The sequence below is a fragment of the Coralloluteibacterium thermophilum genome (genome assembly GCF_042654365.1).
GTDB classification, from domain to species: domain Bacteria; phylum Pseudomonadota; class Gammaproteobacteria; order Xanthomonadales; family Xanthomonadaceae; genus Coralloluteibacterium; species Coralloluteibacterium thermophilum.
The window spans coordinates 1-24,002 of sequence record NZ_JBHSGG010000024.1; the positions used below are offsets into that span (position 1 = coordinate 1).

Consider the following 24,002-nt stretch of genomic DNA (forward strand, 5'->3'; position numbering starts at 1 on the left):
CGGCCTCCGCGGCCGCGCAGCCCGCCGCGCGCGCTCCCGCGCCGGCGGCCGCGGCCGCGGAGCGTGCGGCGCCGAGCGCCGGCTTCGCGGTGCAGGTGGGTGCCTTCCGTTCCGAGGGCGACGCCAACGCGCTGCGCGACCGCCTGCGCGGCGCCGGCTTCAGCGCGCTGGTGGAGCGCGCGCAGACCGACGCCGGCACCGTGTTCCGGGTGCGCGCGGGCCCGACCGCCAACCGTGCCGAGGCGGACCGCCTGCGTGCGCAGCTGGCCGAGCGCCTGCAGCTCACCGGCAACGTCGTCTCCTACCCGTAACACCGCCCGAACACCGGACCCGCGCGTGAGCCTGAACTGGGCCGATCTCGTCCTCATCGGCATCCTCGCGCTGTCCACGCTGATCGGCCTGGTCCGCGGCTTCCTGGTGGAGGCGCTGTCGCTGGCGATCTGGGCTGCGGCGTTCTGGCTGGCCTTCACCTACGGGCATGCGGCCACGGCACTGTTCGCCGGGGTGGAACCGCCCTCGGCGCGGCTGGTGCTGGGCTACGCGACGGTGTTCGTCGGGGCGATCCTGGTCGGCGGCCTGCTCACCTGGCTGCTGTCCCGGCTGATCCGGGTGAGCGGCCTGTCCGGCACGGACCGCCTGCTCGGCATGCTGTTCGGCCTGCTGCGGGGCGCCGCGCTGGGCTGCGTACTGGTGCTGGTGCTGGGCTTCACGGCCCTGCCGCAGGACCCCTGGTGGGCCGAGTCCCGCCTGCTGCCGCAGTTCGAGCGCGGTGCGGCCTGGATGGCCACTTGGCTCCCGGACTGGGCGGCCGCATCTATCGATTTCCGTCCGGAACCGGCTCCGCCGGCTCCGGCTCCGCCCGGGACGGCCGATGCCGTACCCGGGCCCGACGTTCCAGAGGTCTGACCTTATGTGCGGGATCATCGGCATCGCGGGCACTGCAGAAGTGGCCGGCGCGCTCTACGACGGGCTCACCGTGCTGCAGCACCGCGGGCAGGACGCGGCGGGCATCGCCACCGCGGACGGGCACCGCATCCACATCCAGAAGGGCAACGGTCTGGTGCGCGAGGTCTTCGGCGAGGCGCAGATGCGCCTGCTGCCGGGCCGCGCCGGCATCGGCCACTGCCGCTACCCGACCGCCGGCTCGGAAGGCTCGGACGAGGCGCAGCCCTTCTACGTCAACTCGCCCTACGGCATCGCGCTCGCGCACAACGGCAACCTGATCAACACCGAGGCGCTGCGCCGCGAGGTGTTCGAGCAGGACCGCCGCAACGTCAACACCGAGAGCGACTCCGAGGTGCTGCTCAACGTGTTCGCCCACGAGCTGGAGGCGCAGAAGGCGCTCAGCCCGCAGGCGGCCATCGCCGCCGTCGCCGGCGTGCACCGGCGCTGCAAGGGCGGTTACGCGGTGGTCTCGCTGGTGCTGGGCCTGGGCCTGGTGGCCTTCCGCGACCCCCACGGCATCCGCCCGCTGGTGCTGGGGCGGCGGGAGACGGCGGAGGGGGTGGAATACGCGGTGGCCTCGGAGAGCGTGGCCCTCGACCTCGCCGGCTTCCAGCGCGAGCGCGACGTGCGCCCGGGCGAGTGCGTGGTCATCTCGCCGCGCGGCGAACTCACCGCCGAGGTCTGCGCGCCGGAGAGCAGGCATGCCCCCTGCATCTTCGAGTACGTCTACTTCGCCCGGCCCGACTCGATGATCGAGAACGTCTCGGTGCACAAGGCGCGCATGCGCATGGGCGTGAAGCTGGGCGAGAAGATCCTGCGCCTGCGGCCGGACCACGACATCGACACGGTGATCCCGATCCCTGACTCCTCGCGCGACGCCGCGCTGGAGGTCGCCAACGTGCTGGGCGTGAAGTACCGCGAGGGCTTCATCAAGAACCGCTACGTCGGCCGCACCTTCATCATGCCGGGGCAGAGCGAGCGGGTGAAATCCGTCCGCCGCAAGCTCAACCCCATCCACCTGGAGTTCCGCAACCGCGTGGTGCTGCTGGTGGACGACTCCATCGTGCGCGGCACCACCTCGCAGCAGATCGTGCAGATGGCCCGCGACGCCGGCGCCAAGAAGGTCTACCTCGCCTCGGCCGCGCCGCCGGTGCGCTATCCGAACATCTACGGCATCGACATGCCGGCGGCCAGCGAGCTGGTCGCGCACGGGCGCACGGAGGAGGAGGTCCAGCGCCTGCTCGGCTGCGACTGGCTGATCTACCAGGACATCGCGGACCTCGAGGACGCCGTGGCCGGCGAGAAGCGGCTGGTGACGACCTTCGACTCCTCCTGCTTCACCGGCGAGTACGTCACCGGCATCGAGCCGGGCTACTTCGAGCGCCTCCAGCAGCTGCGCAGCGACGAAGCCAAGAACGGAAGGAAGGCGTCTTGAGCCGGACGCTCCGCATCGTCCAGGACGCCCGGGTCGGGGCGCCGGCGCCGCCCTCGGGCGACGGCGACACCCTGCTGCAGGCGGCGGAGGTGGAGTTCGTGTTCGCCTTCACCCGGCGCGCGGCAGCGGGCGCCTTCGTCGAGGCGGTCGAGCTGCTCTCGGAGTTCCGCGTGGAGCCGCCCTTCGACCGCGACGACGGCTGGCATCGCGCGCGGGTGCTGCGGGTCATGGTGCCGCGCCAGGCGGAGGTCGCGGCCTGCGTGCGCCGGCTGGCGGGCATCGCGGAACCCTTCGGCGGCCTGCCCGACAGCTGGGGCTGCATCCAGGTCGATCGCCTCAACTGAGATGGCGCGCAGCCTCTTCGAGCACGCCCGCGCCTGCCTCGACGCCGACACCGTCGAGCGCAAGCTGGCGCTCACCGCGGAGGGCTTCGCGGCCTTCCAGTGCGGCGACCTCCTGCCCGATGCCGACGCGCCCCCGCCGGCGCCCATCCGCATGCCGGGACGGCCGCCGCGGCCGCGCCTGGTCGAGCCGCGCGCGCTCGCGCAGCGCGGGCTCGGCACGCCGGAGGGGCGTCGCGCCTTCCTGCACGCCATCGCCCACATCGAGTTCAATGCCATCGATCTGGCCTGGGACGCAGCCTACCGCTTCCGCGGCATGCCGGCCGCGTACTACGCCGACTGGGTGCGGATCGCCGCCGACGAGGCGCGGCACTTCGCGCTGCTGCAGGCACGGCTGGCCGAGCTCGGCGCCGCCTACGGCGATTTCGATGCGCACAACGGCCTGTGGGAGATGGCCGAGCAGACCGCGCACAGCTGCCTGGCGCGCATGGCCCTGGTGCCGCGCGTGCTCGAGGCGCGCGGGCTCGACGTCACGCCGGGCATGATCGCCCGCCTGCGCCACATGGGCGACGACGCCACCGTCGCCATCCTCGAGACCATCCTCGACGAGGAGGTGCCGCACGTGGCCGCCGGCAGCCGCTGGTTCCACTGGTGCTGCGAGCGCGAGGGCGTGGCGCCGGAGCCGACCTTCCGCGACCTCCTGTCCAGGTACGCCCGCGGCTCGCTGCGCGGCCCCTTCAACGTCGAGGCACGCATGGCGGCGGGGTTCGGCCCCGAGGAGCTGGCCGCGCTGGAGGCGCTGGCGCCGCCGCCGCGCTAGCCGGGGCGCGCCGGGTCCCCCTGTGCCCGCTACAGGTAGCGCGTCCACAGGACGGCCGCCTCGAACGCGTCCGGCTCCGCCGCGGGGGGCTCGGGACAGGTGCCGGTCGCGGCGCAGGGCGGGACGATCGGCCGGTAGCCCGTGGGCAGGTTCCGCAGGTCGATCGTGGTGCTGCCGCTCATCCGGTGCGCGGCCACGCTCAGCGACAGCGCGCTGATGCTGCCGTGGATCGTCGAGTCGCCGCCGCTGGAGTAGCGGTTGCCGGCGAGCAGGCTGCCGAAGATGCGGTTGGACGCGCCGAGCACGACGTCGCCGCCGACGTAGCGCCCCGCGGCGTCGTAGCTGCCGGCGAGCAGGGCGTAGTGGCCCAGCCCGGCGTTGCCGGGATCGCGCAGGGCGCGGGCGGCCGTGTCGCAGTAGTCGGCGGGATGGCGCCCGGGGAAGGCGGGATGCGTGCAGATGCCGTTCGGGGCGTAGCGGCCGGTCGCCCCGTCCGCGGTGCGGGTGCCGTCGTAGCCGGCGTACGCGAGCGCGTAGACCGAGACCGACCCGCCGGTGGAGACGGTCCGGGTCGCGACGAAGGTGTTGAAGTAGGTGCCGTTGGCGATGTGCAGGCTGCCCTCGAACCAGGCGATGCCCGGCGCGAAGCCGATGCCGTTCAGCGTCCAGGTCCGGGTCGAGGCGTCGTAGGCGATGCAGTTGTTGTAGGTCGAGTGGCCGACGCAGAACGTACCCGGCGGGTCCAGCACGGGCGGGCGGCAGCGCGGCGCCGACGGCGAGGAGCCGGCCGCCAGTTCCCTGCACATGAAGTCCCTGTAGCCCCGGTTCCAGCCGGTCTCCGCGGTGTTGTCGTAGTCGCCGATGAAGTAGGTGCCGTCGGCGATGCCGGCGACCTCGCGCACCGTGACCACCCGGTAGCCGTTGCGGTCGATGTTGAAGGCGTAGTGCGCCGCGGCCTCCACGTCGTAGGCGTTGAAGCTGGCGGCCTCCAGGGTCACCGGCGAGACGGGGGAGATGGCGACCTGGAGGCCCGGCTGGACGCGCACGCCATGCCAGGCGGGGCGGTTCCCGGTGCACTGCGCCGCCGCGCCGCCCGCGCTGCCGCCGACCAGGCCCGATTCGCTGCCGCCGCAGTTGTCGTCCACCAGGTGGCCGCTCGCGCGCAGGCCGTCTTCCTCCGCGATGGAGCCGGAGTGGATGCGCACGCTGCCGGCCGCGGCGACGCGCCGGGCGCCGGCATTGCCCTGCAGGTCCACGGCATAGGGGAGGCCGTCGGCGTCGAGCGCGACCGGGCCGCAGAGCCGCGTCCGGTCGCCGCGGTCGCTGCTGCCGATGGCGGCGACCTCGCCCAGCAGCACGCCGCCGTCGGCGACCACCGAGCCGTTGGCCCTGACCGTCGCGTCGCGGGCGCTGGCGCCGCCGCTCACGCAGATGTCGCCGCGCGCCATGACCGCCCGCGTCGCCGAGACCGAACCGTCGAAGCGGATGTCGCCGTTGGAGCGCAGCGTCCCGAAGCGCGAGCCGCTGGAGATCTGGACCGAGCCCGTGCTCCAGATCGTGTCCACGCCGGTGATGGTGTTGCCGCCGGTGGTCAGGTCGCCCCGCACGTTGATCTGGTACTCGGTGTCGGTGTCCTTGAGCACGGCGATGCTGCCGGAGAGGTTCAGGTCGTCGTTGAAGGTGACGACGGCGTTGGACGGCGGCACGCCGCCGCCGCCGTCGGGCGTTGCGTCGTCCGGCTCCTCCGCCCCGGCCTCGTACACGACCTCCAGGGTCGCCGTGGTCTGCGCGGTGTTGCCGGCACCGGCCTCGCCGGTGATCTCCGCCGTGACCCGGTACACCCCGGGCGTGGCGGTGCGGCAGATCCGCGTCAGCCGGGCGCGCGGCACGCCGATGGCGGCGGTGCCGCCGACCTCCATGTCGAGGGCGGTGGGTGCGGCACCGCAACTGTCCTCCCAGGCGTCGCCGGCCGGTGGGCCGGTCCAGGCGGCGAGGGCGTCGGGCCCGGCCGCGCGCAGGGCCAGGCGCAGGGCCTCCACGCCCCGCCAGGCCGCACCCTGCGCGGCAGTGGCGGCGTGGGTGGTCAGCTGGCGCTGCTGGCTGCCGCGCAGGGCGTGGGCCGCGGCCAGGGCGGTGACGGCGAGGGCGAGGCCGATCAGGAGGATGATCAGCAGGGTCGCCATCCCGTGCTGGCGGCGCGCCGGGGCCCTCATGGCGATGCCGCCCCGGCCGCGCTCGTGCCGACCGCGATGTTCGACAGGCAGGCGGTGAACAGGACGCCCTCGCCGTCGCGCAGCACCAGGCGCTGCGCGAGCGGGCGGGGCGCCGCCGGGTCGAAGGCCTGCTGCGCGAAGGGCAGGGTGCAGGTGCCCTCCAGCTGGAAGCGGGCGTCGGCGAGGGTGGCGACGCGGGCCTCGTCGAGGACGCTGCCGTCGCGCGCCCGCGGGACGAAGAAGGCCGCCGCCGACGACAGCGGCTGGAGGTCCGCGTCCGCCCAGGTCGTGCCGGCGGCACCGGTGCAGGGCCGGGGCGGCAGCCAGTACAGGCCGGGGGCGTCGCCGCGCGTGGCCAGGCGCAGCCCTGCGCAGGCGTCGGTGACCAGGTCCGGCCGGAACCGCCAGACCACCTGGGCGACGCCGGGCGCCGGCTCTGCGATGGCGAGCAGCGCACCGTCCGGCGTGCCCGGGGTGCGTTCGATGCCGAACCCGGCCTGCTGCAGCTCGATCTGGACCGCCAGCAGGGCCGAGGCCAGCTGCCCGTCGCGCTGGCTGGTGCCGATGGCCTCGACCGAGATGTCGATCATCAGCCTGTAGACCGCCAGCATGGAGAGGATGGCGAGCAGCGAGATCAGCAGCCCGACCATCATCCCCACCAGCCCGATGCCCGACTGGGGCGGCGGCATGCGGGCACGCCGCGGGTTCATTGCCGCGTCCCGAGCGTCAGGGGCGGGTCGGCGCCGCCGCCCGTACCGAGGCCGAGCGCCTCCGCGTCGGCCTCGATGACGATCGCCGCCGGCGGCGTCACGGTGTAGCCCGCGCCGCCGATGGAGAGGGTGAGCGGCGCGGCGGCGGCGCACTCGACCTCCGCAGCGGGTCCGTCCGGCAGGGAGAGCGGCAGCGCGGTGCCGCACAGGGACAGGCCCTCGTCCAGCAGCGCGTTGCGCAGTTCGACCAGCGCGATCTGGCTCACCCGGGCCTGGCGCTGGCTGTCCATGATGCGCGCGGTCAGGTGGGCGATGCCGCCGCCCACCAGCGCGGCGACCAGCACGCCGATCAGCGCGTCCAGCAGGATGTCGCCGCGCTGGCGACGGAGGCGGTCACAGCAGGTCGACATCGAGCGGGTCCAGGTTGCCGACGCCCACCGCGAGCGCACGCACGCCGGGTGGCAGCGCGCATTCGCCGCTGCCGAGCGGGCGGCCGCGGGTGTCGAAGGCGACGCAGCGGAAGGCGCCGCCGTGCCCGGCCAGGCGCAGCGAGACGTCGCCGGCCAGCGGCGGGCTCTGCCAGGCGGGGGGCTCGGCGCCCGTCGGCCAGGTGCCGTCGGCGCGGCGCTGGACGACCCGCAGCCCGTGCGTGCCGGCGTCGTAGGCGAGGCGCGCGGCCTCGACCGGCGCACCCGCGGCATCGGTGGTGAGGCCGTGCGGATTGCGCAGGGCCAGCGCCCGGGCGTGCCCGATGCCCTCCATCAGCTGGCTGCGCATCTGCAGTTGCCGATTGCCGTCCGTCCACGCGCGGGCGAAGGGCAGGGCCGCCAGCGCCAGCAGCGCGACGATCAGCAGGGTGACGACCAGCTCGATCAGCGTGAACCCGCGCTGCGGCCGGGATGGGGCGGGTGCGGCTACCATCCGCCGCTCCCCGTACCGGGGCAGTCATTGGCGCTCCGGCTGCCGTTGGCGGTCAGGCGCAGGGTGCAGCCCGCGAGCCTGCCGGCGCCCGCCGCGGTCAGCGTATAGCCCTCGCTGGGCGCGTAGTCGAAGCGGAAGTCGCCGTCGTCGGAGGCGGGCGCGAAGCCCTGGCGGGCCGCGGCGGCGTCGGCGGGAAAGCGCAGCGTCCGCTGCCGGTGGTTCTCGACCACGGCCGACCAGGCCAGCAGGTCGCTCTGGGCCAGGCGGACCTTGCTGCGCAGGATGTAGTTGCCGTAGGCGGGCACGGCGATGGCCGCCAGGATGGCGACGATGGCCACCACCACCATCACTTCCACGAGGGTGAAGCCACGGCTGGCCCGCATCGCGCGGTCTCCCGTCTGAGCCGGCCGCGTCGCAGGTTCTCGCAGACCCGCCTGCCCTGTCCGCACGGCCACGGATGCATCGGGCGCGGGCACGGGAGATAGATGGCACGGCCGGCGTCAACGGGAGGTTGACCGCAGCCGCGGCGTCCCGTCGCCAGGGCCGCGGTGCGGCGGCCCGGGAGGCTCAGTGTGGTCCGGAGGCCGCGGAACGCCCCGCCGCGGCGGTCGCCCTCAGCCCAGCGCCGACAGCCGGACGGCGTCCCCGTCCACGCGCAGCACCGAGCCCTGGTCGAACCAGTCGCCGAGCACGATCCGCGTGCGTGCGACGCCGCCCACGTCGAGCGCGTGCACGGCGGGGCGATGGGTGTGCCCGTGGATCATGCGCACGACGCCGTAGCGGGCGAAGGTCGCCTCGACCGTCGCCGGCGTCACGTCGGTGACGTCGCCGCCGGGACCGGCGCCCACCTCGGCGAGGTGGGCGCGGCTGGCCTCGCGGGCCTGGCGTGCGAAGGCCAGCCGGGCCTCCAGCGGCTGCGCGAGGAAGCCGGCCTGCCATGCCGGGTCGCGGGTCTGGCGCCGGAACGCCTGGTAGGCGGCGTCGTCCGTGCAGAGCTGGTCGCCGTGGCCGATCAGGGTGGGCGTGCCGTAGAGATCCACCACGGCGGGATCGGGCAGCAGGCGCATCCCGGCGCGGGCGGCGTAGGCGTGGCCGATCAGGAAGTCCCGGTTGCCGTGCTGGAAGGCCACCGGCACCCCTGCGTCGGCGACCTCGCGCAGCCCCGCGGCGACGGCCGCCCCGGCGTCCGAAGGGTCGTCGTCGCCGACCCAGGCCTCGAACAGGTCGCCCAGCACGTAGAGCGCGTCCGCGCGCATCGCCTCCTCGCGCAGGAAGCGCAGGAAGAGGTCGGTGACGGCCGGGCGCGCATCCTCCAGATGCAGGTCGGAGACGAACAGCGTGGTCATGCGGCGCGGCTGCCCGCGCTCACTCGGGCGCGTCCAGCAGTTCGACCCGCTCGATGGTGACCGGCGTGGCGGGCACGTCGCGCTGCAGCGGCGCGCGCGCGCCGGTGGGCACTTCGCGGATGGCGTCCACGACCTCCATGCCGTCGACCACCCTGCCGAACACGGCGTAGCCGCGGGTGTAGTCGCTCTGCTCCGAGCTGTAGTCGAAGCGCGGGTTGTCCACGACGTTGATGAAGAACTGCGAGGTCGCCGAGTCCGGCTGCGCGGCGCGCGCCGCCGCGACCATGCCGCGCAGGTTGGAGAGGCCGTTGTTGGACTCGAGCGGGATCGGCGCGCGGGTCGGCTTGGGCTGCATGTCCGGCGTGTAGGCGCCGCCCTGGATCAGCATGTCCGGGATGACCCGGTGGAAGACGGTGCCGTTGTAGAAGCCGCTGCGCGCGTACTCGGTGAAGTTGCGGACCGTCTGCGGCGCCTGCTGCGGATACAGCTCGATGGTGATCTCGCCCATCGAGGTGTGCAGCACCGCCCGCGGCCCGCTGACCGGGGCGGCCAGCTCCTCGGCCGTGGGCACGCGATCGACCGGCGCTTCCTGCGCGCGCGGAGCGGAGGAGAACAGGCCGCCGCTGGCGAGGAGCAGGGCCGCGGCGAACGCGGGCATGCGCTGGAACATGGGGGACTCCGGAAGAACCTGGATCAGGCCGCCATCTTAGCCGAGCGCGCCCGCCGGCCGTGTCGTCGCGGCCCCCGGGCGCGGCCGGGCCGCGCAGCGCGGGCCCGGCGGCGCGAGGCCGGCAACGGCTAAACTAGCCGGCTTCCCGCAACCGCCCGATCCGCCGATGACCTGCCGCACCCGCTTCGCCCCCAGCCCCACCGGATTCCTGCACATCGGCGGTGCGCGCACCGCGCTGTACTGCTGGCTGCAGGCGCGGCACACCGGCGGCGAGTTCGTGCTGCGGATCGAGGACACCGACCGCGAGCGCAGCACCGACGAGGCCGTGCAGGCCATCCTCGACGGCATGCGCTGGCTCGGCCTCGACGCGGACGAGGGCCCGATCTACCAGACCCATCGCTTCGACCGTTACCGCGAGGTCGCCGAGCAGCTCGTCGCCGCCGGCAAGGCCTACTACGCCTACGAGACCCGCGAGGAGCTCGACGCCATGCGCGCCGCGGCCATGGAGGCCGGCACCAAGCCGCGCTACAACGGCCACTACCGCGACCTGGACGCGCCGCTGCGCGACGACCCGAACCGCGTCATCCGCTTCAAGAACCCGCAGGGCGGCAGCGTGGTGTTCGAGGACAAGGTCAAGGGCCGCATCGAGTGGGCCAACGCCGAGCTGGACGACCTCGTGCTGATCCGCTCCGACGGCTTCCCCACCTACAACTTCGCGGTGGTGGTCGACGACCTCGACATGCGCATCACCGACGTCATCCGCGGCGACGACCACGTCAACAACACCCCGCGCCAGATCAACATCTACGAGGCGCTGGGCGCGCCCGTGCCGCACTTCGCGCACCTGCCGATGATCCTCGGCCCCGACGGCGCCAAGCTGTCCAAGCGCCACGGCGCGGTGGGCGTGATGCAGTACCGCGCCGACGGCTTCCTCCCGCAGGCGCTGCTGAACTACCTGGTGCGGCTCGGCTGGTCGCACGGCGACCAGGAGATCTTCTCGCGCGAGGAGATGATCCGGCTGTTCGACATCGCCGACGTCAACCACTCGGCCTCGCGCTTCGACCTCGACAAGCTGTCCTGGCTCAACCAGCACTACTTCAAGCACTCCGACCCCGCCGAGGTCGCGCCCGAGCTGGAGTGGCACCTGCGCGCGCAGGGGATCGACCCGGCCAGCGGTCCCGCGCCGGCCGACGTGGTGGTGGCCCTGGCCGACCGCGTGAAGACGCTGAAGGACATGGCCGAGCGCGCGGCGGTCTGGTACCGCCCGCTGGCCGACTACGACGACAAGGCGGTGGCCAAGCACCTCACCGCCGCCGCGCGCGCGCCGCTGGAGGACATGTACCGGCGCCTCTCGGCGCTGGCGGAGTGGAGCCCGGCGGCCGTGGACGCCGCCGTCAACGCCACCGCCGAGGCGCTGTCGCTGGGCCTGGGGAAGATCGCCCAGCCGCTGCGGGTGGCGATGACCGGCACCCAGGTCAGCCCCTCCATCGACCACACCGTCTACCTTGCCGGCCGCGACGAGGCCCTGCGCCGCATCGACGCGGCGCTGGCCCGGATCCCCGCCGAGGGCTGAGGGGCGGCGGGGCGGGATTCACCGCGGCGGTGCTAGCATCCCGTCCATGGCCGCTTCCGCCCACGACGCCCACGCCTGCACCGCTCCCCACGACCACGTCGACGCGCCCGAGGACTTCGTGCGCGCGGTGGAGGCCGCCTGCGAGGAGCGCGGCCTGCGCCTGACCCCCATCCGCGCCCAGGTGCTTCAACTGATCGCCGATGCGCAGAAGCCGGTCAAGGCCTACGACCTCCTCGACCAGATGAGGAAGACCCGCGAGGGCGCGGCGCCGCCGACGGTCTACCGCGCGCTCGACTTCCTGCTGGAGCAGGGCTTCATCCACAAGCTGGAGTCGGTCAACGCCTACCTGAGCTGCCACCACCCGAGTTCGGCCCAGCATTCGGCGCCCTTCCTGATCTGCGACCGCTGCCTGGCGACGGTCGAGCTGGAGGACGTGCGCATCGGCCAGCAGCTGGAGAAGCAGGCGCTGGCGCTGGGCTTCACGCCCCAGGCCCAGACCCTCGAAGTCCACGGGCTGTGCGCGCGCTGCAGCGCGCAGGACTGACCGCCGTGCGGGCCCTGCTCCGGCGCGGCGCCGCGTTCGGCCTGCTGCTGGCCGCCGCCGGCGCGGCCGCACAGGACTTCCCCGTCACCGCGCCGGGGCGCGCCCAGAGCGCGCCGCAGCCGATCGATTTCGTGCGGCCCGAGGTCGATCCGGCCGAGATGGGCCCGCCGCGGGTCCCGCCGCTGCACGTCCTCGACCGCTTCGTGCTGCCCGGCACGCGCGTGCGCCTGGAGTGGCAGGCCAGCCAGGGCCTCGCCGGCGAGGCGGCGGCGCCGGTGGTGATCGTGCACGGGGCCGAGCCGGGACCGGTGCTGTGCCTGGTGGCGGGCGTGCACGGCGACGAGATCAACGGCATCGAGATCGTGCGCCGCGCGGTCTACGGCCTGCAGCCCGAGACCCTGGCAGGCAGCGTCATCGCCGTGCCCATCGTCAACGTGTTCGGCTACAGCCGCGGCAGCCGCTACCTGCCGGACCGGCGCGACCTCAACCGCTTCTTCCCCGGCAGCCGCTACGGCAGCATCGCCTCGCGGGTCGCCTTCAACTTCTTCGAGAACATCGTGCGCAACTGCGACGCGCTGGTGGACTTCCACACCGGCTCGTTCGACCGCAGCAACCTGCCGCAGCTGCGCGCGGACCTGACCCGGCCCGACGTGCTCGAATTCACGCGCGGCTTCGGCGCCACCCAGGTCCTGCACAGCCCCGGCAGCCGCGGCATGCTGCGGGTGGCCGCCAACGCGATCGGCATTCCCGCGGTGACCTTCGAGGTCGGCGCGCCGCTGCGGCTCGAGAAGCACGAGATCGACGCCGGCCTCGACGGCCTCCGTCACCTCATGCAGCGGCTCGGCATGACGCCGGCGGACCCGGAGGCCGAGACCGGCGAGGCGGCCGCCGAGCAGCCGGTGTTCTACGCCTCGCAGTGGGTGCGCAGCGACATCGGCGGCCTGCTGATCAGCGACGTCGAACTCGGCCAGCGCGTGCAGCGCGGCCAGGTCCTCGGCCGCACCTTCGATCCCATCCTCAACCGCGAGCGCGAGATCGTCGCGCCCATCCACGGCCGCGTGCTCGGCATGGCGCTCAACCAGCAGGTGCTGCCGGGCTATGCCGTCTACCACCTCGGCGAGGAGACCAGCGAGGAGCGCGCGGTCGAGGAAGCGGCCATCGGCGAGGGCGAGGCCGTGCCCGAGGACGGCGAGGGCGGCCCGCGCCCCCTGCGCCGCGTCGCCGCCGAGAACGGCGAGGATGCCGCGGAGGACGAGCTGGAGTACGAGTGAGGGCACCGGGCGCGGGGCACAGGGCGGGGCACGGGGCGCAGGGCACAGGGCACAGGGCACAGGGCACGGGGCACGGGGCACGGGGCACGGGGCACGGGCCACGGGGCACGGGGCACGGGGCACAGGGCTTCGTACGCTTCCCGAGCCCCGAGCCCCGAGCCCCGAGCCCCGTGCCGAGCCGAGCCGAGCCCCAGGCCCCAAGCCCCAAGCCCCGAGCCCCAGCCCCAGCCCCAGCCCCAGCCCTAATCAGCCGCGACGATGTAGTCCGCCCCATGCCGCAGTGCGCCGTCCTGTTCGATGACGGCGTGCGCGCGTGCGCGCAGGGTCTCGATGCGGTGGCGCAGCGCGGTTTCCAGGGCGGGGTCGTGCAGCCGCGGCAGGCGCCGCAGGCACATGTCGAGCTGGCCGTCCACGAAGCGGCGGCCGTAGCGGATCGGGTAGCGCTCCACCGCGACCGGCCGGAAGCCCGCGCGTTCGAGGTGGCGCAGCGTCCAGTCGATGGGGAACTCGCGGTAGGGCCGGTCGCGCACCATCAGCAGGCAGGCATCGCGCAGGCGTCCGATGTCGCCCACCAGGCGCGCATGGGGCTCGTCGCGCAGCACCGGCACGTAGGGCTCGGTGCCGATGACGTAGAGCCGGCCCGCGGTCAGCGGGCGCAGGCGCTCGAACAGCAGGTCCTGCCAGTACGGCGCGAAGCCCTCGATGGCGCCGAGCAGGTAGTCGGCGAGCACGGTGTCGTAGCGCTCGCAGGCGAGCAGGTCCGGGTCCTGCCAGTTGCCCAGCACCACGCGGTCGCCGTCGCGCATGGGGCGGCGCAGCGCGTCGCGGATGCCGTCGGCCATGCCGGGCGCGCCGGTGACGGCGGTCCAGCGCGCGGTCGGGAGCGTCTCGATCCAGCGGATCGAGGACGGACCGCTGCCGGCGTCCAGGACCGCGCCCCACGGCGTGGCGCCGTGGAGGGCTTCGATCTCCTGGAAGAGCGAGGTCATGGGCGTCTCCTTGCGTGCGGCCATGACGGAACAGGGGGCCGAAGCCCCCTGTTCCGTCGCAGCCTGCCGTCGGTGCGTCAGAAGAACGCGCGGATGCCGAAGGCCACGGCACGGCCGGGCAGCGGCGCGTAGTTGCGCAGCAGCGAGGTGTGCGGCCGTGCTTCCCGGTCGGTCAGGTTGGTGCCGTCGAGGAAGACCTCGTAGCCGACGCGCGGCGTATCCCAGTGGTAGGACACGTGCGCGTTGACCAGGGTGTAGGCGGGGCTCGCCTCCTCGTGCTCCGCGACGCGGTCCTGGGCGCCGTAGCGCACGCCGCCGATCGACGCGCGGAAGCCTTCGTGGCTCCAGCCGAGGTCGGCGCCGATGCGCGTCGGCGCGATGCGCGGCAGGTAGCCGGTCTGGTCCAGCTCCACCGTGTAGTTGTGGAAGTGGTCGCCGTGCGGCACCGCGAAGCTGCGCGTCTGGCTCGGCGCGCCGTCGAAGCGGGCGTGGACGTAGTCGCCGAACAGGCGCAGGTCCCAGCGCCCGGTGGCGGTGTCGGCCAGGCGGAACAGCGCCTCGGCCTCGGCGCCGCGGAACACCGCGTCGGTCTGCGCCCACAGGCGCACCGGCAGCCCGTATTCCTCGACGCCGGTATCGGCGAGATAGACGAAGTCGTCGAAGTTCGTGCGGTAGAGCGAGAACTTGAACTCGACCGGGTCGCCGTGGACGTGCAGGCCGATCTCGAGACGCCGCGCCTTCTCGGTGTCCATCCCGATGTCGCCGACCTCGTAGGTGGCGGTGGCGATGTGGGCGCCGTTGGCGTAGAGCTCTTCCTGCGTCGGCGCGCGCTCGGAGACGTCCGCGCCCAGGTGCAGGTGCACGGCCTCGTCCACGCGCCAGATGGCGGCGGTCGAGAGGCTGTTGGCGCTGAAGCGGCGGCCGGGCAGGCCGTTGGCGGGGTCCAGCTCCACGCGGTCGTGGCGCAGCCCGCCCTCGAGCTTGACCGGCCCGAAGTCCTTCTCCTGGATGACGAAGGCGCCGAGGCCCTCGGTGACCGTCGCCGGTACGAAGGCTTCGTCGCCCACGGCCTCGAAGTCGCTGCGGTTGAACTGCAGGCCGAAGGCGCCGCGCCAGCCGCCGTACTCCTTCTGCAGCGCCTCGATGCGCGCGTCGTAGCCCTTGTTGGTGAAGCGGGTGCCGACCGCGCCGTCCTCGAGCTCGACGTGCTCGTAGTCGTTGTAGGCGCCGCGGAAGGTCACGTTCTCCAGGAAGGGGAGCGGCTCGTAGAGGCCCGCGCGGACCTCGTAGCGGTTCTGCTCGAGGTCGATCCGGACGACGTGGTCGTCGTGGTCGTCGTGGTCGTCGTGGCCGTGCCCATGGTCGTGATCGTGGCCGTGGTCGTGCCCGTGGTCATGGCCATGATCGTGCCCGTGGTCGTCGCTCGCGTGGACGTGCGCGCCTTCCGGAATGCCGTAGTTGGTCCGGTAGGTGCTCACCGCGGCGCCGATGTAGCCGCGCTCGCCGAAGAAGGTGCCGCCGATTGCGCCGCCCTTGGTCCGGAAGTGGCTGTTGGCCAGCCGGCCGCGGGCCTGCGCGTCGCCGTCGTCGTGGCCATGGTCGTGGTCGTGATCGTGCCCATGGTCGTGCCCGTGATCGTGGTCATGATCGTGCCCGTGGTCGTCGTGCTCGAGCATGGCCACGCCGGGAATGCGGAAGTCGTCGCCGTCGCGGTAGAAACCGTCGGCATGCCAGCTGAAGCGCGCGTTGCCGCCGTCGAGGCGGAACATGCCGGTCGCCTCGTCGTTGACCGAGTTGCCGCGCAGCTCGGCGCGACCGCTGAAGGGGCTGGTCGCCGGCGTTTCGGGCACGCGGCCGTCCACCACGTTCACCGCGCCGCCGATGGCGCCGCTGCCGTAGATCAGCGTGGCCGGGCCCTTGAGCACCTCGATCTGGTCGGCGAGGAAGGGCTCGATGCTGACCGCGTGGTCGGCGCTGACGGTCGAGGCGTCCATGACGCCCACGCCGTTGGAGAGCACCTGGACGCGCGGCCCTTCCTGGCCGCGGATGATCGGGCGGCCGACGCCCGTCCCGAAGTAGGACGACTGCACGCCGGGCAGCAGCGAGACCGTCTCGCCCAGCGTCGCGGCCTTGCGGCGGTCGAGCTCCTCGCCGGCCAGCACCTCGACCGGCTGCGCGAGCGACTCGGTGTCGTTGCGCAGCGGCGAGGCGGTGACGGTGACCGCATCCAGCAGGCGCGCGTCGGTGTGGCGCTGGCCGTGATCCTGGTCGTGCTGGTGCGCGCCGCGGACCTGGCCGAAGGCGCTGGTCGACAGGGCGAGGCCCAGCGCCAGGACGAGGGGGCGACGGGGCAGGGACGTTCTCTTCATTCGGGTTCTCTCTCCGGAACAGCGCGGGCGCTGCACCGCGGGATGCGCCCGCGGGCAGGATGTTATAAGGTTGCTTATCGGGTTCATGTTATATTGTTTCAAAACATCTTCAACCCAACCTTCGTCATGGCGCACACGCATCCGTCCCATCGCTGGCTGGTCGCCGGAGACCGCCTCGGCTTCGCCGGCTCCCTGCTGTGCGCCCTCCACTGCGCGGCGATGCCGATCGTGCTGGCCCTGCTGCCGGCGCTCGGCATGGGCCTGGTGGGCGGGGTCGATCTCGACCAGGGCTTCGTCCTGTTCGCCGCCTTCCTCGGCATCACCATGCTCAGCCTCGGCTACCGGCGGCACCGCGCGCTGCGCCCGTGGCTGTACCTGTGGCCGGGCATCGCGCTGCTGGTGGCCGGCGCCTTCTCGCACCTGCACGACCACGGCCTCGCGCATGCGCTGGTGATGACCAGCGGCGGCCTGCTGCTGGCGGCCGCGCACCTGTCCAACCTGCGCCGGACCCGGACGGCCGCCGCCGGCTGAGCCTCCGCGCGCCGCATTGCCGGCGCCCTGCGGAATGCTTAGGCTTGCGGCCCCTTACGCACCGAACACATCAGGAGAGACCATGGGCAAGGGCGACAAGAAGACCGCCAAGGGCAAGCGTTTCGCCAGCAGCCACGGCAACGCGCGCCCTCAGTCGGGCAAGGCCACCGCCAAGACCGCGACGCCCTCGTCGCCGGTCGCGAAGAAGGCGCCCGCCAAGAAGGCTGCGGCCAAGAAGGCCTGAGCCGGCCCGGCACGCAGAACGAGAAGCCCCGCGGATGCGGGGCTTTTCGTTTCCGGGCGCTGCGCGCGCTCATGCGGCCGCGCGTCGCAGCTGCCAGGCCGGGAAGGGATCGGGATGGTCCTGCCACGCCACCGGGCCTTCCGCCATCTCGGCGTCGTCCAGCAGGCAGCGGTCCAGGTGTCCGCGCAGGACGCCTTCGTCGATGTCGATGCCGATGAGCGCCAGTTCCTGGCGCCGGTCGCCCCAGATCGGGTCCCAGAGGCCCAGCAGGGCGGCGTGCTCGGCGGGATCGCCGACCTCCTCCGGTGCCGGCGGATGGCAGGTCCAGGCGCCGGCGACGTGGCGTGCGGCGGCCTCCGGGGCGAGCGCCAGCGGAGCGGCCGCAGGCTGGGCCAGGCGTTCGCCCGCCCGGCCGGCCTGCACGCGATGGCGCGCGGCGAACCAGAATCCGGCGGCCTGGTACTGCAGCGCGCCGCCCACGCTGGAGAGTTCGCCGACCCAGTCCATCCGCGAGGCGAGCCAGAAGAAGCCCTTGCTGCGGATCACGCCGGGCAGGCCGTTCGCGAACAGCGCGGCGAGCCGCTGCGGATGGAAGGGCCGCCGCGCGCGGTACACGAAGCTGGTGATGCCGTAGGCCTCGGTCTCCGGGGTGTGTTCGCCGCGCAGTTCCTTCATCCATCCCGGCGCGAGCTGCGCCTGCACGAAGTCGAAGCGACCGGTGTCGAGCACCGCATCGAGCGGCACGCTGCCGCGGTCGGCCTCGACGATGGCGGCGTCGCGGTTCAGCGCGCGCACGACCTGGCGCGTGCGCAGCGCCTGTTCCGGCGAGGCGCGGTCCAGCTTGGTCAGCACGATCACGTCGGCGAACTCCACCTGTTCCGCGAGCAGGTGGACGAGGCCGCGCGTGTCGTCGGGGCCGGCCGCCATGCCGCGGTCCGCCAGCCGCTCGGGCGAGCAGAAGTCGCGCACGAAGGTCTCCGCGTCGACGACGGTGACGAGGGTGTCGAGCCGCGCCACGTCCGAGAGGCTGCGCCCCGCCTCGTCGCGGACGGCGAAGGTGGCGGCCACCGGCATGGGTTCGGAGATGCCGGTGGACTCGATCAGCAGGTAGTCGTAGCGGCCGGCGTCCGCCAGGCGCCGGACTTCCCTGTGCAGGTCGTCGCGGAGCGTGCAGCAGATGCAGCCGTTGCTGAACTCGACCAGCGTCTCCTCGGTGCGCGAGAGGGCGGCCCCGCCGTCCCGCACCAGGGCGGCGTCGATGTTCACCTCGCTCATGTCGTTGACGATGACCGCGACGCGGCGGCCCTCGCGGTTGCGGAGGATGTGGTTCAGCAGGGTGGTCTTGCCCGCGCCGAGGAAGCCGGAGAGGACGGTGACGGGAAGGCGTGGGTCGATGGCGTTCATGCAGTCGTTGATATTGTTATAACGTAACAATATCGTAGAGCCCCCGGCGCGGCGGCGCCAGCTTCGGCGTCTTCCATGGATCACCCCGTCCCCGATCCCGGTTTCCCCGGCCCGGCCCTGCCCGATGTGGCGCGGACCACCCCCGCGCCGCATCGGGTGGCGCTGGACTGGGTGGGCATGTCGCGCATCGAGGTGCCTCTGCGCTTCGGGGCCGCCGACGGCGGGGGCCACGGCGTCGCCAGCGTCGACCTGATGGTCGACCTGCCCGATCCGGACTGCCGGGGCATCCACATGTCGCGCCTGTACCGGCTGCTCACCGAGGCGACCGATGCGGCGGCCTGGACGCCCGCGTGGCTGCTCGACCTGCTGCGCCGCTGCGTGGACAGCCACGCCGACTGCGGCACCCGCCACGCGCGCCTCGCCGCCCACTCGACCTGGATGACGACCCGGCGCGCGCTGGAGACGCCCGGCCTCGCCGGCTGGCGGGCCTACCCGGTCCGCCTGGGCGCGACCTGGGTGGAGCGGGCGCCGGTGGCCTGGCTCGAAGTCGAGGTGGCCTACGCCTCGACCTGCCCCTGCTCGGCCGCGCTGTCGCGCGCCGCGCTCCGCGACGCCTTCCTGGCGCGCTTCGGCGACCGCGGCGACCTGCCTGTGGAGGACGCCGCGCGCTGGCTTTCGGAGCACGGCAGCATCGCCACGCCGCACAGCCAGCGCAGCGTCGCGCGCGTGCGCGTGCCGGTGGATCCCGGCGCACCGGCCTTCGGCATCCCGGCCCTGGCCGCACGCATCGAGGACGCGCTCGGCACGCCGGTGCAGGCCGCGGTGAAGCGCGCCGACGAGCAGGCCTTCGCACGCCGCAACGGCGGCAACCTGATGTACGTGGAGGACGCGGCGCGCCGCATCCGCAGCGCGCTGCGCGAGGCCTGTCCCGGCGCGTCGGTGCACGTCCGCCACCAGGAGAGCCTGCATCCGCACGATGCGGTGGCGCTGGTGGCGGACGCCGTGTGAGCGGGTCTCAGCGCGCGGCCTCGGCGCCCTCGGCGGATTCCGGCACGTAGACCATGCGTCCGTCCGCCAGCCGGTAGGTCACCCCCGCGCGCACGCCCTCGCCCTCGCCGATCTCGCTGTTGGCCTCGTAGCGGGTGAGCGTCTCGCCGTCCTTGATGGTGATGCGCATGTCCGCCTGGCCGGGGTTCTCGATCACGGTGACGTTGTCGCTCGAGAACGGGTTCAGCGGGTTGCGCACGATGACGATCATCAGGATGCCGACGACGACCAGGAAGACGTCGATCAGGTTGACCACGGACAGGATCGGGTCGTCGGCCTCGTCGTGTTCCAGGAAGCGCATCAGCCGGCCTCCCGTGCGCGCTCGACCTCGCGCAGTTCCTGCAGCAGCCAGCGCCGGCGCACGGTGAGGACGAGGAAGGCGATGCTGGCCGCGATCAGCGCCAGGACCACGGACGAGAAGGCGACCACCAGGTTCTCGCCGACGCCGGCCGCGTCCGACTGCGTCAGCGCCAGCAGCGCCGGGCCCATCGGGATCATCGTCGCCACCAGCCCCAGCATCGGCGCGCTGCGGGCGGTGATCCGCAGCCATTCCAGGCGCCGCATGATCCACAGCTCCAGGTCGTCGCTGCCGGCGCCGGTGGCCGCGGCGAAGGCGGCGAGCGCGGAGCGGTGGCGGCCGCGACGGCGTTGCAGCGCCTCCATCGCGAAGGCGCCCAGCACTGCGAAGGCATAGACCAGGGCGACGAGGATCAGCACCAGCACGGGTGCGAGGAAGAGGCGGGAGAGGTCGTAGAGCCAGTGTTCGAGTGCGTTCATCGGTGCGTGGACGGGGACGGGAGAGGACGGTTGGCGCGCGCCTGGCGGGCGGCGCCGAGAAGGAAGACGGCGAGGAGCGGCACGAGGCCGAGCCACGTGCGTTCGGGCCTGGGCTCGGCGGCGGCGACCTGCTGCAGGACCTGGCCGCGCACCGGCTGCACGGCGCCGTCGGCGCCGGCCTCGCCGGGCGACGCGGGCGCGGAGAGCCCGAAGCCCGCCGCCAGGTCCTCGGTGAAGGCGCGGGTGGCGGCCGCGGCGGGCAGGGCGCCGAAGCGCTCGGCCAGTTCGCCGCGGCGCGCGACCAGCTCGCGCAGCGTGCGCGCGTCGGCATCCCAGTAGTCCTTGCGGACCGCTTCGAGCAGGCGGTCGATGAGCTGCGCCTGCGCCTCGGGATTCGCCGCCTCGAACCAGGCGTCGATGCCGAGGTCGCGGACGTCGCGCACGTAGGTGTCGTGGATGGCCTGCCACTGGTCGTCGCGCACGGTGGACGGGTCCGCGACCTGCCAGCCGAACAGGTTGTTGGCGGCGTTCAGCACTTCCAGCGTGCCGGCATAGCCCTCGGCTTGCATCGCGCCGATCCAGTGCGGGTTGAGCGTGCGCGCGCGCAGCTCGCTGGCGAGGAACGCCGCGGCGCCGGCCAGTCGCGGCGTGTCCTGGCGCAGGTCGGAGACGTAGAGCGCGGGGCTCGTGCCGTCGAGTTGGCGCACGGCCAGCGACAGGCCGCCGAGGTACTCGAACGGATGGTCGGTGGACAGCAGGCCATGGAGGTTGGAGGAGCGCGAGAGCACCGCCGCCTGCACGCCGCGCAGCTGCTCGGCGAAGAGGTTGGCGCCGCCCGGTGCGTCGGCGAGCGCGACGCCCCAGTCCTCGGCGCCGTAGGCGTACTGCAGGCGCGAGAGGAACTGCTCGGCCAGCGGTGCCTCGTCCTCCCAGGCGGTCGAATCCAGCACGGCGCCCGACAGCCCGCTGCCGTACTCGCCCGGCGCGTTGCCGAAGATGCGCAGCCGCGCCAGCCGCGCCGCGCGCGCGGGCGGCACGCCGTCCCCGACCAGGCGCGCCGCCACCGCCTCGCTGTTCCGGCGCAGCGGGTTGTCCGGTTCGTCGAGCGCCGCGAGGCGGTCCATGGCCTCGGCGAGCAGGCGCATGAAGCCGTCGAACTGGTCGCGGTAGACGCTGGTGACCTGCACGACCACGTCGATGCGCGGCCGTCCCAGCTCGGCGCGCGGCACGATCTCCAGCGCGGTCACGCGGCCGCCGGCGTCCCACGCCGGGCGCAGGCCGAGCGCATGCAGCACCTGGCTTTCGCTGACGCCGAGGTGGCGGATGGCCTCCGAGGACCACAGGCTGAAGGCGAGCTTGCGCGGCGCCTCGCCGTGCTCGGCGCGGAAGCCCTCGACGAGCCCGTCGAGCGCCTCGCCGCCCGTGGCGTAGGCGGCCCGGGTGGGCAGCTTGTCGGCCTCGAAGGCGTAGAGGTTGCGCCCGCCGCGGACGTCCGGATTGCGGATCGGGTCGCCGCCTTCGCCGGGCGCGACGAGGTGGCCGTCGAGGGCGTCCAGGAGGGCCTCGATCTCGCCGGTCTCCGCGAGCGCCGCATCCAGCGTCGCGGCGCGCTCGACCATGGCGCGCAGCGCGGGGTCGTCGATCTCCGCGGACGGCGCGCCCTCGCGCAGGTGCCGATGGAGCAGGGCATGGGGTGGGGAGGCCGCGAGCGCCGCGAAGTCCTCGGCGAAGACCTCCTGCGGGTCCAGCCCCAGCGCCGCGTAGTAGGGCGTGCCGAGCTGCTGCATGACCGTCGCCAGCCGGTGCTCCGGCGCGGCGGGCACGCCGAAGCTGTGCAGGCCCAGCGGCATGACGCTACGTGCGAGCGCGTGGAGATGGTCGTGCAGCGCCTCGAAGAAGCCATCGAAGTCGCCGTCGATGCGCGCCGCGTCCCAGCCCATGTCCGCGTCGAGCCCGCTCGCCGTGGCCTGCGCGCGGAGCTGCGCGGCGGTGCGGTCGCGCACCGCGCCCGGCTCGGCCTGCAGCCATTCGTGCACCAGCGCGTGGACGTCGCGGAGTTCGTCGTAGAGGCCCGCCGGCGCGAAGGGCGGCGTCTGGTGGCTGACGATCACCGCGCGTCCGCGGCGCTTGGCCTGCATGGCCTCGCCCACGTTGTCCTGGACGTAGGGATAGAACACCGGCAGGTGGCCGACGGCGAGCATCGGGTAGTCGTCGGCGGCGAGGCCGCGGTCCTTGCCCGGCGTCCACTCCTGGGTGCCGTGCGTGCCCATGTGGATCAGCGCGTGCGCATCGAGGATCTCGCGCACGTAGAGGTAGGTCGCGAGGTAGGCGTGCGAGGGCAGGGCGCTCGCATCGTGGGTCGCCTCGCCGGGCCGTGCGCCGCGCGGCGGCTGCGGGAGCACGACGAGGTGGTCGAGCGCGAGGCGCGGCACGACGAAGGCCGACGTGCCGTCGACCTGGCGCACCGAGGGCTGCGCCTCCGGCTCGCCCCAGCGTGCCTGCAGGGCCTCGCGCCGGGCCGCGGGCAGGGTGTCGAGCCAGGCCCGGTAGCGCGCCACCGGCAGCGCGACCGCGAGGTCCCGGGCCAGCAGGGCGTCCAGCGTCTCCGGCCGATGGAGCCCGCCGAGCATGGCCTGCCCGGCCTCGATGAGCGCCGCCTCGTCGGCCGCCGCGACCCGGTAGCCCGCTTCGCGCAGACGCGCGACGAGGTGCTCCAGGCTGCGTGGCAGGTTGAGGTTGGAGGCGGAAAGGTTCTTCTCGCCCGCCGGGTAGTTCCAGAACATCAGCGCCAGCCGGCGCGTCTCGCGCGGCGCCGCGGCCAGCCGCGCCATCGCCGCGAGCTTGTCGGCCAGCAGGTCCACCTGGGCGGGCAGCGGGACCTGCCGGCCGTCCTCGACGGCCGAGATCACCAGCGGGTCGCTCAGGCCCCAGGTCTCGGGCTGCGCGAGGAAGGGGGCGACCAGGTGCTGGGCGAAGCCGCTCGGCGAGGCCGCCCACGCCCCGGCGCTTCCGCGGTGGCCGACGGTCTGCAGCACCGGCACGCCGATGGCCGCCAGTTCGTCGCGCAGCGCCGTCCCGCCCTGGAGGTGGGTCATGTTGACCAGGGCGACCAGGCCGGCGCCCTCGACCAGCGCCGACAGGCTGCCGGGCGCGCGGTCGAACCACAGCGGCACCGGCGCCAGCCCGCGTGCCTCCAGTGCGGCGACCACGGCATCGAGCGTCGCCGTCTGCAGGGCGCCGATGGCGCCGTCGGGCACGATCAGCCCGATCCGGGGCGCGTCCGCCGGCCAGCGCGCGGTGCCCCAGCGGAGGTAGTCGCGGACCGACGCGAAGGCCCCCGGGGCCTGCGGGTGCCAGACGCCCGCGGCGGGCAGGGCCGTCGGCGCGGGGAGGGCCAGCGGGTCGCCGCCCGCGCCCCAGGCCGCGAGCGCGGCGAGCAGGGTACGGAAGTTGGCCTCGCCGCCGCCGCCGTAGTAGCCGGCGAGGCGTCGCCACAGCGGCTCCGGCAGTCCGTTCCCGGCCGGCGGGCCGCCGCCGACGCGCAGCCACGGCGTCGCGGCCGTCGCGAGGCGTTCGTCGAGGGCGGCCTGCACGCGCGCCGCGTCGCCCGGGCGCGGCGTGTCGAGGATCAGCAGGTCGATCGCGCCCCAGTCCGCCGCCGCGGCCGCTTCCGGCGACCACTGCTGCAGGCGCACGCCCGAGGGCGCGCCCCAGGCGTCGAGCTGCCGCACCTTGGCGGGCAGGACGAAATCGGTGGCCACGACCGCGACCCGCACCTGCGCGGGTGGCGTCGCCGCCGTCGCGCAGGCCGCCGCCAGCCACAGCGCCAGTGCGCCGAGCAGCCGCCGCATG

Annotated in this window: 24 protein-coding genes; 11 read left to right on the forward strand and 13 right to left on the reverse strand. The window is 73.8% G+C overall.

Going from position 1 to position 24,002, the window contains the following annotated elements; all coding sequences use genetic code 11:
- The 5 genes from ACFO3Q_RS08640 to ACFO3Q_RS08660 all read left to right on the forward strand — a co-directional run.
- On the forward strand, positions 1-311 hold a 311-nt coding region (locus ACFO3Q_RS08640), incomplete at its 5' end, for an SPOR domain-containing protein (protein WP_377004260.1).
- A gap of 25 nt (positions 312-336) precedes the next feature.
- On the forward strand, positions 337-906 hold the full coding sequence (locus ACFO3Q_RS08645) for a CvpA family protein (protein WP_377004261.1): 570 nt from the start codon (positions 337-339) through the stop codon (positions 904-906).
- Positions 907-910: 4 nt separating this feature from the next.
- Positions 911-2,380 carry an amidophosphoribosyltransferase gene (gene purF / locus ACFO3Q_RS08650; RefSeq protein WP_377004262.1) on the forward strand — a complete coding sequence of 490 codons (1,470 nt, stop codon included), beginning with the start codon at positions 911-913 and terminating at the stop codon, positions 2,378-2,380.
- The gene (locus ACFO3Q_RS08655; RefSeq protein ID WP_377004263.1) at positions 2,377-2,724 is read left to right on the forward strand and encodes a ribonuclease E inhibitor RraB; all 348 of its coding nucleotides are present in this window, start codon (positions 2,377-2,379) and stop codon (positions 2,722-2,724) included. Before purF ends, ACFO3Q_RS08655 begins: the two co-directional genes overlap by 4 nt.
- Before the next feature lies 1 nt (position 2,725).
- A complete protein-coding gene (locus ACFO3Q_RS08660) occupies positions 2,726-3,541 on the forward strand; it encodes a ferritin-like domain-containing protein (RefSeq protein ID WP_377004264.1) in 816 nt (271 codons plus the stop codon).
- Between the two features lie 29 nt (positions 3,542-3,570).
- Here ACFO3Q_RS08660 and ACFO3Q_RS08665 read toward each other — a convergent pair whose 3' ends face one another.
- The 7 genes from ACFO3Q_RS08665 to ACFO3Q_RS08695 all read right to left on the reverse strand — a co-directional run bounded on the left by ACFO3Q_RS08665 (position 3,571) and on the right by ACFO3Q_RS08695 (position 9,401).
- Positions 3,571-5,724, reverse strand: a complete 2,154-nt coding sequence (locus tag ACFO3Q_RS08665) for a hypothetical protein (RefSeq protein WP_377004265.1) — start codon at positions 5,722-5,724, stop codon at positions 3,571-3,573.
- Between the two features lie 26 nt (positions 5,725-5,750).
- Positions 5,751-6,443, reverse strand: a complete 693-nt coding sequence (locus tag ACFO3Q_RS08670) for a hypothetical protein (RefSeq protein WP_377004266.1) — start codon at positions 6,441-6,443, stop codon at positions 5,751-5,753.
- A 17-nt stretch (positions 6,444-6,460) separates the two neighbouring features.
- Positions 6,461-6,874, reverse strand: a complete 414-nt coding sequence (locus ACFO3Q_RS08675) for a hypothetical protein (RefSeq protein WP_377004267.1) — start codon at positions 6,872-6,874, stop codon at positions 6,461-6,463.
- Positions 6,858-7,385: a prepilin-type N-terminal cleavage/methylation domain-containing protein gene (locus ACFO3Q_RS08680; RefSeq protein WP_377004268.1), complete on the reverse strand. Its 528-nt coding sequence runs from the start codon at positions 7,383-7,385 to the stop codon at positions 6,858-6,860. Before ACFO3Q_RS08680 ends, ACFO3Q_RS08675 begins: the two co-directional genes overlap by 17 nt.
- Complete coding sequence (locus ACFO3Q_RS08685) at positions 7,379-7,768, reverse strand: type IV pilin protein (protein WP_377004269.1); 390 nt, start codon at positions 7,766-7,768, stop codon at positions 7,379-7,381. The genes ACFO3Q_RS08680 and ACFO3Q_RS08685 overlap by 7 nt, the downstream gene beginning before the upstream one ends.
- A 231-nt stretch (positions 7,769-7,999) precedes the next feature.
- Positions 8,000-8,731, reverse strand: a complete 732-nt coding sequence (gene lpxH / locus ACFO3Q_RS08690; protein ID WP_377004270.1) for a UDP-2,3-diacylglucosamine diphosphatase — start codon at positions 8,729-8,731, stop codon at positions 8,000-8,002.
- Positions 8,732-8,750: 19 nt separating this feature from the next.
- Positions 8,751-9,401 (reverse strand): peptidylprolyl isomerase, encoded by a 651-nt coding sequence (locus ACFO3Q_RS08695; protein WP_377004271.1) that lies wholly within the window; start codon positions 9,399-9,401, stop codon positions 8,751-8,753.
- Between the two features lie 166 nt (positions 9,402-9,567).
- Here ACFO3Q_RS08695 and gltX point away from each other — a divergent pair, with 166 nt between their 5' ends.
- The 3 genes from gltX to ACFO3Q_RS08710 are packed head-to-tail and all read left to right on the forward strand — an operon-like array spanning position 9,568 to position 12,789.
- Complete coding sequence (gene gltX, locus ACFO3Q_RS08700; protein ID WP_377004272.1) at positions 9,568-10,974, forward strand: glutamate--tRNA ligase; 1,407 nt, start codon at positions 9,568-9,570, stop codon at positions 10,972-10,974.
- Between the two features lie 46 nt (positions 10,975-11,020).
- Entirely contained in the window at positions 11,021-11,518 is a 498-nt protein-coding gene (locus tag ACFO3Q_RS08705; protein ID WP_377004273.1) for a transcriptional repressor, read from the forward strand.
- A 5-nt stretch (positions 11,519-11,523) separates the two neighbouring features.
- Positions 11,524-12,789 carry a succinylglutamate desuccinylase/aspartoacylase family protein gene (locus ACFO3Q_RS08710; RefSeq protein WP_377004274.1) on the forward strand — a complete coding sequence of 422 codons (1,266 nt, stop codon included), beginning with the start codon at positions 11,524-11,526 and terminating at the stop codon, positions 12,787-12,789.
- A 242-nt stretch (positions 12,790-13,031) separates the two neighbouring features.
- Here the strand turns inward: ACFO3Q_RS08710 and ACFO3Q_RS08715 are convergent, their stop codons facing one another.
- Positions 13,032-13,778, reverse strand: coding sequence for a class I SAM-dependent methyltransferase (locus ACFO3Q_RS08715; RefSeq protein WP_377004275.1), 747 nt, complete (start codon positions 13,776-13,778; stop codon positions 13,032-13,034).
- Between the two features lie 77 nt (positions 13,779-13,855).
- Entirely contained in the window at positions 13,856-16,147 is a 2,292-nt protein-coding gene (locus ACFO3Q_RS08720; protein WP_377004276.1) for a TonB-dependent receptor, read from the reverse strand.
- Between the two features lie 126 nt (positions 16,148-16,273).
- Here ACFO3Q_RS08720 and ACFO3Q_RS08725 point away from each other — a divergent pair, with 126 nt between their 5' ends.
- Both ACFO3Q_RS08725 and ACFO3Q_RS08730 read left to right on the forward strand, forming a co-directional pair.
- Positions 16,274-16,678 carry a MerC domain-containing protein gene (locus ACFO3Q_RS08725; protein ID WP_377004277.1) on the forward strand — a complete coding sequence of 135 codons (405 nt, stop codon included), beginning with the start codon at positions 16,274-16,276 and terminating at the stop codon, positions 16,676-16,678.
- Between the two features lie 82 nt (positions 16,679-16,760).
- A complete protein-coding gene (locus ACFO3Q_RS08730) occupies positions 16,761-16,922 on the forward strand; it encodes a 30S ribosomal protein THX (RefSeq protein ID WP_377004278.1) in 162 nt (53 codons plus the stop codon).
- Between the two features lie 69 nt (positions 16,923-16,991).
- Here ACFO3Q_RS08730 and ACFO3Q_RS08735 read toward each other — a convergent pair whose 3' ends face one another.
- Positions 16,992-18,326, reverse strand: a complete 1,335-nt coding sequence (locus tag ACFO3Q_RS08735; protein WP_377004279.1) for a GTP-binding protein — start codon at positions 18,324-18,326, stop codon at positions 16,992-16,994.
- A 75-nt stretch (positions 18,327-18,401) separates the two neighbouring features.
- On the opposite strand from ACFO3Q_RS08735, the gene folE2 reads away from it, so the two are divergent.
- Positions 18,402-19,334 (forward strand): GTP cyclohydrolase FolE2, encoded by a 933-nt coding sequence (gene folE2, locus ACFO3Q_RS08740; protein ID WP_377004280.1) that lies wholly within the window; start codon positions 18,402-18,404, stop codon positions 19,332-19,334.
- A gap of 7 nt (positions 19,335-19,341) precedes the next feature.
- Here folE2 and ACFO3Q_RS08745 read toward each other — a convergent pair whose 3' ends face one another.
- The 3 genes from ACFO3Q_RS08745 to cobN are packed head-to-tail and all read right to left on the reverse strand — an operon-like array spanning position 19,342 to position 24,001.
- On the reverse strand, positions 19,342-19,674 hold the full coding sequence (locus ACFO3Q_RS08745) for a DUF2149 domain-containing protein (protein ID WP_377004281.1): 333 nt from the start codon (positions 19,672-19,674) through the stop codon (positions 19,342-19,344).
- The gene (locus ACFO3Q_RS08750; protein ID WP_377004282.1) at positions 19,674-20,150 is read right to left on the reverse strand and encodes a MotA/TolQ/ExbB proton channel family protein; all 477 of its coding nucleotides are present in this window, start codon (positions 20,148-20,150) and stop codon (positions 19,674-19,676) included. Before ACFO3Q_RS08750 ends, ACFO3Q_RS08745 begins: the two co-directional genes overlap by 1 nt.
- A complete protein-coding gene (cobN, locus tag ACFO3Q_RS08755; protein ID WP_377004283.1) occupies positions 20,147-24,001 on the reverse strand; it encodes a cobaltochelatase subunit CobN in 3,855 nt (1,284 codons plus the stop codon). The genes ACFO3Q_RS08750 and cobN overlap by 4 nt, the downstream gene beginning before the upstream one ends.
- Position 24,002: the final 1 nt, after the last annotated feature.